The sequence below is a fragment of the Arcobacter defluvii genome (assembly GCF_013201725.1).
GTDB lineage: Bacteria > Campylobacterota > Campylobacteria > Campylobacterales > Arcobacteraceae > Aliarcobacter > Aliarcobacter defluvii.
Genome location: NZ_CP053835.1, coordinates 437,718 through 448,145, shown reverse-complemented (window position 1 = coordinate 448,145; position 10,428 = coordinate 437,718). Strand labels below are relative to the sequence as shown.

Sequence of the window (10,428 nt, the reverse complement as noted above, 5' to 3'; positions counted from 1 at the left end):
TAATTTATTATAGGAGAAAAGTAATTATGGCAAAAAACACAATGACATTAACAGACAATAGAAATGGTAAGTCATATGAGTATAATATTATTGATGGTACAAGAGGACCAAGTGTTGTAGATATTTCTACATTTTATAAAGATTCGGGAATGTTTACTTATGACCCTGGTTATACTTCAACTGCTTCTTGTGAATCAAAAATCACATTTATTGATGGTGAAAACTCTGAGTTAAGATATAGAGGATATGATATTGCTGATTTAGCAGGAAAACACTCTTTCTTAGATGTTTCTTATTTATTAATGAGAGGAAAACTTCCAACTCCTGAAGCTTCTAAAAACTTTGATTTAGAAATCAGACATAGATCATTTTTAAATGAAGGAATTATAAGATTATTCGATGCTTTACCAGATGGTGCTCACCCAATGGCAACGATGGGAGCAGCTACTATGGCATTAGCAGCATTTTATAAAGATCACTTACATTTAGAAGATGAAGAACAATTTAAAATGATGAGAAGAAGAATCTTAGCTAAAATGCCTACAATTGCAGCAATGGCATATAGAAATTCTATTGGTACTCCATTAATTTATCCAGATGTAAATAAATATTTTACTGAAAACTTCTTATATATGTTAAGAGCATATCCAGGTGGAAGAATGAAATATTTAGGTGATGGTAAAAATCAAGAAATCAGACAAGTTGAAATTGATGCACTTGATGCAATCTTTACTTTACATGCTGACCACGAACAAAATGCTTCTACAACAACAGTTAGAAATGTTGGTTCAACTGAAGCTCACCCTTATGTTGCTATTGCTTCTGGTATTTCTGCATTATGGGGAAGTGCTCATGGTGGAGCAAATGAAAAAGTTATGGATCAGTTAAAATTAATCGGTGATGTTAAAAATGTTCCAACATATATTGCAAAAGCTAAAGATAAAAATGATCCATTTAGATTAATGGGATTCGGACATAGAGTTTATAAAAATAGAGATCCAAGAGCTGAAACATTAAAAGGATTACAAGATAAATTAAGAGAAGAATTAAATCTTGATTCTAAATTATTAGATGTTGCTGCTGCTGTTGAAGAAGCTGCATTAAAAGATGATTACTTCAAAGAAAGAGGATTATATCCAAATATTGACTTCTATTCAGGTGTAATTTTAACTGCTCTTAAAATTCCTGTTGAAATGTTTACTCCAATCTTCGTTATTGGAAGAACTCCAGGATGGTTATCACAATGGTCTGAATTGAAACAAGATCCAAAACATAAAATTGCAAGACCAAGACAGTTATATACAGGTAACTAAGAAAAAATAAACTTAAGGTGAAAGGGATATATATGGCAGAGATAGTTAATATTACAATCAATGGCGTAGAAATGCAAGCTACAAAAGGTAGCTTGTTGATTGATAAATTACTGGATGAAAATGTTCATATCCCTCACTTTTGTTATCATCAAGCATTGGGCAAAGATGGAAATTGTAGAATGTGTATGGTTGAAATTGAAGGTCAAAAAAGACCTCAAATTGCTTGTGATACTCCTATAAAAGATGGGATGATTATAAGAACAAAAGGTGAGAATATCGAGAAAGTAAGACGAGAAATTCTTGAACTTGAACTTATCAATCATCCTATTGATTGTCCAACTTGCGACCAAGCTGGAGAATGTAAATTACAAGATTATTACATGGAATCTGGATTTTATGAATCAAGAATAAATGTAAATTCTAAAAATCATGCAAGAAAAAGAGTTGATATTGGTTCTAATGTAATGCTAGACCAAGAAAGATGTGTACTTTGTACAAGATGTGTTAGATTTTGTTCAGATATTACAAAAACTAATGAATTAGGTGTTATAAGTCGAGCTGATCATTCAGTTATTGGAATTTTTCCTGGGCGACCTTTAAATAATCCTTATGCCATGAATGTTATTGATTTATGCCCTGTTGGTGCTTTAACGAATAAAGATTTTAGATTTAAACAAAGAGTTTGGTTTTTAGAAACTTTTGATGCCATTTGTAATGGTTGTTCAAAGGGTTGTAATATTTTTGTTGATCATAGAAAAGAAAAATACAAAGATGACCAAATTTTTAGATTTAGACCAAGAGTAAATAGAGCAATAAATGGTTGGTTTATGTGTGATGAAGGAAGATTATCTTACTCAAAAGAGAATGATAATAGATTTGAGATTCCTTTAGTAAATAAAAATGAAACAGATATAAATAATACAATTGCAAATATTTTTAAAGAATTAACTACAAATAAAAATATCCTAATGGTATTAAGTCCAAATCTTTCTTATGAAGAGATGTTAAATGTAAAAAATTTAGCAAGAAAATTAAATATAAATTTATCAGGATATTCACCAAATACATTTGATGAAAATTTTGCTGATAATTATCTAAGACAAAATGATAAAACTTCAAATAGAGCTTCTTTTAAAGAACTTGAAATTGATGAAACAAAAGAATTTTTTGAAGATAGTTTAAAAAATGCTTCTTTAGTGTTTATAATTGAAAATGATTATTTTGAGAATAATATAAAATTATTAGAAAATAAAAAAATTATCTCTTTTTTTAGTCATTTATGTCTTACTATTGGTTATTCAAATATTGCTGTTCCTGTAGCTTCTTTTTATGAAAAATCTGGAACTTATACAAATTGTGATGGAATTAAACAAAAAGTTATTTCAAAAATGAATAAAAATAATCCAATGAAAACTATAACAACAATAATAGAAAATTTAAAATCTATGATTGAAAAAGGAACTCTATGAGTAGCACAATTATAATTATAGTAAACATTGTAATAGCTGTATTATTAGCTGTTGGATTAACTCCTTTATTTGTTTGGTGGGAGAGAAGAGTCTCAGGACTTATGCAAGATAGAAGTGGTCCAAATAGATGTAATATTGGACCTTTTAGATTAGGTGGATTAATTCAAAGTTTTGCAGATATGCTAAAACTTGTTTTTAAAGAGGATTTTACCCCTTCACATATTAGATACAAGTTTTTCTTTACAGTTGCTCCTGTAATTGTATTTTTATGTTCTTTTTTAACTTTTGCAGTTATTCCTTTTGCTGATGTTTTAGTTATAGATGGAAAAGAAAATATCATGCAAGCAATTCCAAATCAACTTGGAATTATGTGGTTTATTGCATTTGCAGGACTTAGTGTTTATGGAATAATTCTTGGAGGTTACTCATCAGGAAATAAATATGGACTTTTAGGTTCAATTAGAGCCAGTGCTCAAGTTATTTCATATGAAGCAGCTATGGGACTTGCAATTATTTCTATGATTATTTCTTATGGTTCAATTCATCTAACTGATATGGTAAATGCTCAAAGTGGAACTTATCTTGGTTTTATTCCAATGTGGGGAATTTTTGTACAACCACTTGCTGCAATAATTTTTATTGTTTGTTCTTTTGCAGAAACAAATAGAGCGCCTTTTGACTTAGCAGAAGGAGAATCAGAATTAGTTGCAGGATATCATACTGAATATAGTGCAATGAAATTTGGTCTTTTTCAAGTTGGTGAATATGCAGCAATGAGTGCATCAAGTGCTTTAATTGTAACTCTATTTTTTGGAGGATATCAAATCCCTTGGTTAGATACACAAGCTATTCAAAGTAATATAAATTATGTTATCCTAGCAATCATAATAATTCTTCCATTAAAAATATTCTTCTTCACAAGATGGATGAAAAAAAACAATAAAGCAATAGGTGAAAATAAAAGTAGAGAAAAAGAGACAAAAATTTTAACGGTTGCATTTTGGTCTATTTGTTTTGTTTTAATCGCTCTTTTAATCTCTTTTTTAATTACAGGACTTGGAACAAATGGTGTAAATATTACAACTGCTGTAATTCAAGTAGGAACATTTTTAATCAAGTTTTTTATGATGGCATTTGTTTATATTTGGGTAAGATGGACAGTTTTAAGATTCAGATATGACCAATTACAGATGTTAGGGTGGAAAGTTTTAATTCCATTAGCTCTTTTAAATATCGTAGTTACTGCGATTATAGTTGTGGTAGGAAAATAAGATGGCAATAAAAGTAGTACCAAGATATGGAAAATCATTTAAAGATAAATTATACTTACCTGCTATTGCAGGAGGGATGAAAACAACTTTCAAACATTTCATAAAAAATTTAAGTGATATTGATAATTTAAAAACTATGCAATATCCAGAAGTTCAACCAACTGATTTAAACGAAAGATATAGAGGTGTTCATAGACTCACAAAATTTGATGATGGAACAGAAAAATGTGTTGCTTGTTATATGTGTGCAACTGCATGTCCTGCTGAATGTATTTTTATTGAAGCAGAAGAGAGATTTGATGAACACAATGAAAAAAGACCAAAAGAGTTTAAAATTGATTTATTAGAGTGTGTATTTTGTGGATATTGTGTTGAAGCTTGTCCTTGCGATGCAATTAGAATGGATACAGGAATTTTTTCATTTACAGGTTCTAAAAGAGAAGATTTTGTTTTAGATAAAAAAGCTTTAATGGCTAATGAAAGAGCAAAGGATTTGAAATAATGGCTGATTTAATTTTTATTGCCTTAGCATTTTTTGCAATAACAGGCGCTATTGCTATGATAGTTTATAAAAGTCCAATGTACAGTGCACTTGGTGTATTAGTTACAATGCTTAGTGTTGCTGGGATGTTTGCCCTTTTAAATGCAACTTTTTTATTTTTAGTTCAAATAATAGTTTATGCAGGAGCTATTATGACACTAATTCTTTTTATTTTAATGTTTTTAAATATTAAAGATGAAGATTTACCAAATGAACCAAATAAATATAAATTAATTGCTTTAGGTACTGCTATAATGATACCTCTAAACATTCTTGTTTTAAAAGCAATTTCAAATCTTCCTTCAAAAGATTTATCAATTAGTGATAGTGATTTTGGAGCTATAAAACCTGTTGGATTAGAACTTTATAATAATTGGATTATCTCTTTTGAATTAATCTCTATTTTACTTTTAATTGCATTAATTGGTTCAGTAGTTCTTGCTAAAAAAAGAAAATCTAAATTAAATAGCAAGGAGGATTAAGTATGATTTCACTAACTTCTTACGCATTTGTATCAATGATGTTGTTTTCTATTGGTGCAATTGGAGTTATTTCAAGAAAAAATATTTTTGTTATTTATATGTCAATTGAAATGATGTTAAATGGAATAAACTTATTTTTAGTTACATTTGCAAGATATCACTTTAATCTAGATCCTCAAATTATTACAATTATGGTTATATCTATTGCTGCTGCTGAAGCTGCTATATTTTTGTCTGTAATAATTTTATTATATAGATCAAGAAAATCTCTTGATACAGATATTTTCACAACTCTGTCACAAGGGGAAAAATCATGAGTACCTCTTTATTAGTTTGGATAATTTTAGCTCCATTGTTGGGGGCTTTAGCAAATACTTTTTTATATTTTTATCATATAAAAAAGCATAAAGTATCTGAGATATATTTTGCCTTAATTGGGACAATTACACCATTGATATCATTTCTAATAACATTAAATCTATTTCTTCAAATGTTAGAAGAAAAAATCATATTTAAACAACATATTTTTACATGGCTTAGTGTTGATAAATTAAATATAGAAATGAGTTTTTTAGGGGACAATCTTTCTATATTTATGTCTATGTTTGTAACTTTTGTTGGATGGTTAATACATATTTATGCAATAGGTTATATGAAAAATGATGATGGGTTTGGTAAATTTTTTGCATATTTCAATCTATTTTTAGCTTCAATGTTAATATTGGTTCTTGCAGATAATCCAATAATTTTATTTATTGGTTGGGAAGGCGTTGGAGTTTGTTCATATCTATTAATTAAATTTTATTATGGTAATAAAGAAAATGTACTTGCTGCAAATAAAGCATTTATAGTAAATAGAATTGGTGATTTTGGTTTTTTACTTGGTGTTGTAACTCTGTTTTTTGCTTTAGGTCAAATTGATTTATCATTTGGAACAATTGAAGCGAATATAGAAAATGTATCTAAAGAACTTTTAATTATCTCAGGTTTTTTACTTTTTGTTGGAGCAATGGGAAAATCAGCACAAATTCCACTTTATGTTTGGCTTCCTGATGCAATGGCAGGACCAACTCCTATTTCAGCTTTAATCCATGCTGCAACAATGGTAACTGCTGGTGTATATATGGTTGCGAGATTCCATTTTTTATATTCAGGAATTGAAGAAATAGGTTTATTTATAGCTTATATTGGTGCATTTTCAGCACTGTTTGCAGCTATAATAGCAACAAGACAAACTGATATTAAAAAAATTCTTGCATATTCAACAATGAGTCAATTAGGTTATATGTTTATTGCTGTTGGACTTGGATTTTATTCAACAGGACTTTTTCATGTATTTACACATGCTTTCTTTAAAGCTATGTTATTCATGGGAGCTGGTGGAATTATAATAGCACTTCATCATGAACAAAATATTTTTAAAATTGCACAACATAGAGCAAATCTTCCAATTATTGGGATGACTTTTTTGATTGGTGTCATTGCAATTTCAGGGATTCCTCCATTTTCTGGATTTTTCTCAAAAGATGCAATTTTAGCAGCAGCTTTTCAAGAAGGACAATATTTAATTTGGGCTATTGCACTGTTTACTGCCTTTTTAACTGCATTTTATATGTTTAGAATGTATTTTATAGTTTTTGTTGCTCCAAATCATCATAGTAGTGACTATATTTATACTTCAAAAACAATTACTCTTCCTTTGTTTATTTTAGCAATTGGTGCAATTGGTGCAGGTTTTTTAAACCTTCCTTCTGTTTTAGGTGGAAATCATTTTATTGATACTTGGCTTGGAAATTTAAATTCAAAACATATTCATCTAGATCATATGACAGAATATGTTTTGATGGCTATTTCTGTGATAGTTGCAATGACAGGAATTATGCTAGCATATTCAAAATATTCAAATTTTGACGTATTTAAACCTGAAAATGAAACTGGATTTATAGGAAATAAATTTTATATTGATGAAATTTATGACTCATTATTTGTTCAGCCAACAAAAGCTATATCTACTTTTATTGATAAGATAGTTGATACAAAAATAATAGATGCTTTTATCATGTATTCATCAATCACTTTTATAAACATAGGGAAAAAAGTTGCCATGATACAAAATGCAAATGTTAGATTTTATGCAGCATTTATGTTAGTTGGAATGACTTGCATTTTTGTATATTTATATATTACTTTAGGATTATAATATGAGTGCAGATATACTTTCATTTATTATATTTTTACCTGCTGTTGTTGCTGTTGGATTAATGCTAACAACAAGAGATATAAATACAATTAGAAATATAGCTTTTTTAACTACAACTGTTATATTAGCCCTTGTATTAAAAATTTATATAGAGTTTGAACCAAGTTCAGGGATGCAATTTGTAACAAATGTTCCTTGGATAGAAACTTATGGGATAAATTATTATGTAGGATTAGATGGTTTTTCACTTACTATTTTAATGATGATTGCAATACTTATTCCTACATCTTATTTACTTTTATGGGAAGGAAAGACTAAGGGGTATTGGATAAATATGCTTTTAGTTCAAACAGGAGTAACTGGAGCAGTTCTAGCATTAGATGTTGTTTTATTTTATTTCTTTTGGGAAGTTATGCTTTTACCAGTATTTTTACTTATTGGTCAATATGGATTTGGGAATAAAGTATTTACTACAATAAAAGTAACTGTTTATACTATGGTAGGATCACTACTTATGTTTATTGCAATATTGTATCTTGGTGTTTCATATCATAATGAGTTTGGTTCGTGGTCTTTTGCTTATGATAAGTTGATGACTATTACAACTATTGATTATAATACTAAAGTATGGTTATTTTTAGCATTTTTAGCTGCATTTGCTATAAAAATCCCAATTTTTCCATTACATACTTGGATTATGGAAACATATAAAAATGCTCCAACTGGTGCAGTTTTCTTACTATCTTCTATTATGGCTAAACTTGGAGTTTATGCAATAGTTAGATTTATGATTCCAATTTTTCCAGATATTTATGTTGAGTTTTCAACTTGGTTTGTAGCAATTGGATTATTTGGACTTATTTACTTTGGAATTGCTGCACTAATGCAAGATGATATAAAAAGAATGTTTGCATACTCATCTGCTTCACACTTAAGTTTTATATCAGCAGGTATTTTTTCACTAAATTCTTATGGTATAAATGGAGCTTTATATTTAATAATTGCTCATGCAATTGCAACAGGAGCTCTATTTTTACTTGTAGGATTATTACAAGAACAAACTGGATTTAAAACAATCAAAGATTTAGGTGGAATTGCAAAAAAAGCTCCTATTTTTACTTTTATTTTTGCTGTAATGTTATTTGCAAATATAGGACTTCCTGGAACAAATGGTTTTGTTTCTGAATTATTAATAATTTTTGGAATTTACGATTTTAATCATTCATTAGGTTATATTGCTGCACTTACGGTTATTATTGGAGCTTCATATATGTTATGGATGTTTCAAAGAGCAATTTTACAAGATAGACCTGAAGGTTCAAAAGAACTTATTATGAGAGATTTAAAAATTAAAGAGATCATAGGTTTAATTCCATGGGTTATTTTAGTTTTCTTAATGGGTCTTTATCCAGAAATTTTTATAAATAAATTTGAACCAACAGTAACACATTATTTAAATGACATCTTACATATTGGAGCAACAAAATGAATCAATTTTTGTATTTAATTCCAACTCTTATTATTTTAGTTGGGGCAATTGTACTTATGTTTATGAGTATGTATAAAAGATTCAATGTTAAAAACTTTATTGTTGTTTCATCATTTTTCTTGATAATAGCATTAGGATTCACGCTAGTAAATATAACTACTTCATATTCAGTTCAACCTTATCCTCATTTTTTAAATAATGTTTTAACTTTTGATAGTTTTTCAAACTTTTTTAATATCATGTTGATTGCGGGAACATTATTAACTTTACTAATTGGTGAGCATTATTTTCAACATAGAAGTTATTTTAAAGGGGAATTTTTTTCTCTTCTACTTTTTGCACTATTTGGAATGATGATATTAGCTCACTCAAATGAATTAGTTACTGCATATATTGCACTTGAAATTGCATCTTTTTCTGTTTATATCATGGTTGGATACAATTCAGATGATGCAAAAAGAGTTGAAGCAATTTTTAAATATTTAGTTTTAGGTTCATTTATTGGAGCTTTTTATCTCTTGGGAGTAGTTCTAATTTATGGAGCGACAACAAGCACAAATTTAGCAGATATTTTAACATTTATTACAAATGCAAATTCTCAAGATATGGTTTTAATTTATATTGGATTTACTTTAATTTTATTTACTTTTTTATTCAAAATTGCAGCGTTTCCTTTCCAATCTTGGTTATTAGATGTTTATAGAGGTGCACCAATGATTATTACTGCATATATGGCATCTACATTTAAAATTGCAATTTTTTCTTTTTTCTTAAGAGTGATTTTAGAATATATAGCACCAATTGTTGATTTCTGGGATGGCATAATTTCAGTTATAATAATTTTAACTCTTGTATTTGGAACTTGGTTAGCAATTACTCAACAAATTGTAAAAAGAATGTTAGCTGCATCTTCTATTGTTCATACAGGTTATTTACTTCTTGCTTTTATTGCTTTAAGTTATAAAGATGGGCATATAATAAATCTTGCTTCTGCTTATGCAATAATGTTTTATTTAATTGCATATTTATTATCAGCTCTTGGAGCATTTGGATTAGCTTCGCATATTATTTCAGAAACAAATGTAAAAGTTACCTATGATGATTTTAAAGGTTTAGCAAAACAAAGACCATTTTTAGCAGCTATGATGACTATATTCTTATTTTCTCTTGCAGGAATTCCTTCAACAATAGGATTTATTGGAAAGTTTTATGTATTCACTGAAGCAATAAGTGCAGGTTATACTACGCTTACAATAGTTGCAATTATTGCAACTATTGTTTCTGTATATTATTATTTCAAACTTGTTGCAATGATGTATTTTTATCCAGCAAAAGAAGAGTGTGTGTCTATTGAATTTAATGATAAAAGAGTTTCAACTTATGCAATTGCTTTTGTTGCAATCTTGACTATTTTAGGTGGTATTGGTTCAGCAATTGTATTTTTTATACCTGTGATGAATATAGACACTATTATTAATTTAACTCAATTATCTGTTCAATCTTTATTTATAAAATAGACTGTGTTAATATGTAACATGGCTACTTATAATTAATCTATTTTTCAAACAAAAAAACAACTAAATAAAATCCCCTTTTCAGGGGTAACTCACTCTATATTAAATGCCCTTTTCTATAAAAAAACTTCAAAAATATAATTATCATT

At 28.3% G+C, this 10,428-nt stretch carries 9 protein-coding genes; all 9 read left to right on the top strand.

The features are described from left to right. Window positions 1-26 precede the first annotated feature (26 nt). From ADFLV_RS02330 to ADFLV_RS02290, 9 genes are read left to right on the top strand one after another with little or no spacing between them, the layout of a single operon-like run. Complete coding sequence (locus tag ADFLV_RS02330; RefSeq protein WP_014473168.1) at window positions 27-1,313, top strand: citrate synthase; 1,287 nt, start codon at window positions 27-29, stop codon at window positions 1,311-1,313. Window positions 1,314-1,345: 32 nt separating this feature from the next. Beyond that, entirely contained in the window at window positions 1,346-2,782 is a 1,437-nt protein-coding gene (locus ADFLV_RS02325; protein WP_129010378.1) for an NADH-quinone oxidoreductase subunit G, read from the top strand. Next, the gene (locus ADFLV_RS02320) at window positions 2,779-4,053 is read left to right on the top strand and encodes a complex I subunit 1/NuoH family protein (RefSeq protein ID WP_014473166.1); all 1,275 of its coding nucleotides are present in this window, start codon (window positions 2,779-2,781) and stop codon (window positions 4,051-4,053) included. Before ADFLV_RS02325 ends, ADFLV_RS02320 begins: the two co-directional genes overlap by 4 nt. Before the next feature lies 1 nt (window position 4,054). Then, the gene (locus tag ADFLV_RS02315; protein ID WP_129010377.1) at window positions 4,055-4,555 is read left to right on the top strand and encodes a NuoI/complex I 23 kDa subunit family protein; all 501 of its coding nucleotides are present in this window, start codon (window positions 4,055-4,057) and stop codon (window positions 4,553-4,555) included. Next, the gene (locus tag ADFLV_RS02310) at window positions 4,555-5,076 is read left to right on the top strand and encodes an NADH-quinone oxidoreductase subunit J family protein (RefSeq protein WP_014473164.1); all 522 of its coding nucleotides are present in this window, start codon (window positions 4,555-4,557) and stop codon (window positions 5,074-5,076) included. The genes ADFLV_RS02315 and ADFLV_RS02310 overlap by 1 nt, the downstream gene beginning before the upstream one ends. A 2-nt stretch (window positions 5,077-5,078) precedes the next feature. Beyond that, window positions 5,079-5,393, top strand: a complete 315-nt coding sequence (gene nuoK, locus ADFLV_RS02305) for an NADH-quinone oxidoreductase subunit NuoK (protein WP_014473163.1) — start codon at window positions 5,079-5,081, stop codon at window positions 5,391-5,393. Then, window positions 5,390-7,276 carry an NADH-quinone oxidoreductase subunit L gene (nuoL, locus tag ADFLV_RS02300; RefSeq protein ID WP_129010376.1) on the top strand — a complete coding sequence of 629 codons (1,887 nt, stop codon included), beginning with the start codon at window positions 5,390-5,392 and terminating at the stop codon, window positions 7,274-7,276. The genes nuoK and nuoL overlap by 4 nt, the downstream gene beginning before the upstream one ends. Window position 7,277: 1 nt before the next feature. Beyond that, window positions 7,278-8,765 (top strand): complex I subunit 4 family protein, encoded by a 1,488-nt coding sequence (locus ADFLV_RS02295; RefSeq protein WP_129010375.1) that lies wholly within the window; start codon window positions 7,278-7,280, stop codon window positions 8,763-8,765. Beyond that, on the top strand, window positions 8,762-10,282 hold the full coding sequence (locus ADFLV_RS02290) for an NADH-quinone oxidoreductase subunit N (RefSeq protein WP_129010374.1): 1,521 nt from the start codon (window positions 8,762-8,764) through the stop codon (window positions 10,280-10,282). The genes ADFLV_RS02295 and ADFLV_RS02290 overlap by 4 nt, the downstream gene beginning before the upstream one ends. Window positions 10,283-10,428: the final 146 nt, after the last annotated feature.

Bases quoted from the DNA above. Each gene is read 5' to 3' on its own strand.
- ADFLV_RS02330 (WP_014473168.1), top strand. From the start codon at position 27: ATGGCAAAAAACACAATGACATTAACAGACAATAGAAATGGTAAGTCA.
- ADFLV_RS02325 (WP_129010378.1), top strand. From the start codon at position 1,346: ATGGCAGAGATAGTTAATATTACAATCAATGGCGTAGAAATGCAAGCT.
- ADFLV_RS02320 (WP_014473166.1), top strand. From the start codon at position 2,779: ATGAGTAGCACAATTATAATTATAGTAAACATTGTAATAGCTGTATTA.
- ADFLV_RS02315 (WP_129010377.1), top strand. From the start codon at position 4,055: ATGGCAATAAAAGTAGTACCAAGATATGGAAAATCATTTAAAGATAAA.
- ADFLV_RS02310 (WP_014473164.1), top strand. From the start codon at position 4,555: ATGGCTGATTTAATTTTTATTGCCTTAGCATTTTTTGCAATAACAGGC.
- nuoK (WP_014473163.1), top strand. From the start codon at position 5,079: ATGATTTCACTAACTTCTTACGCATTTGTATCAATGATGTTGTTTTCT.
- nuoL (WP_129010376.1), top strand. From the start codon at position 5,390: ATGAGTACCTCTTTATTAGTTTGGATAATTTTAGCTCCATTGTTGGGG.
- ADFLV_RS02295 (WP_129010375.1), top strand. From the start codon at position 7,278: ATGAGTGCAGATATACTTTCATTTATTATATTTTTACCTGCTGTTGTT.
- ADFLV_RS02290 (WP_129010374.1), top strand. From the start codon at position 8,762: ATGAATCAATTTTTGTATTTAATTCCAACTCTTATTATTTTAGTTGGG.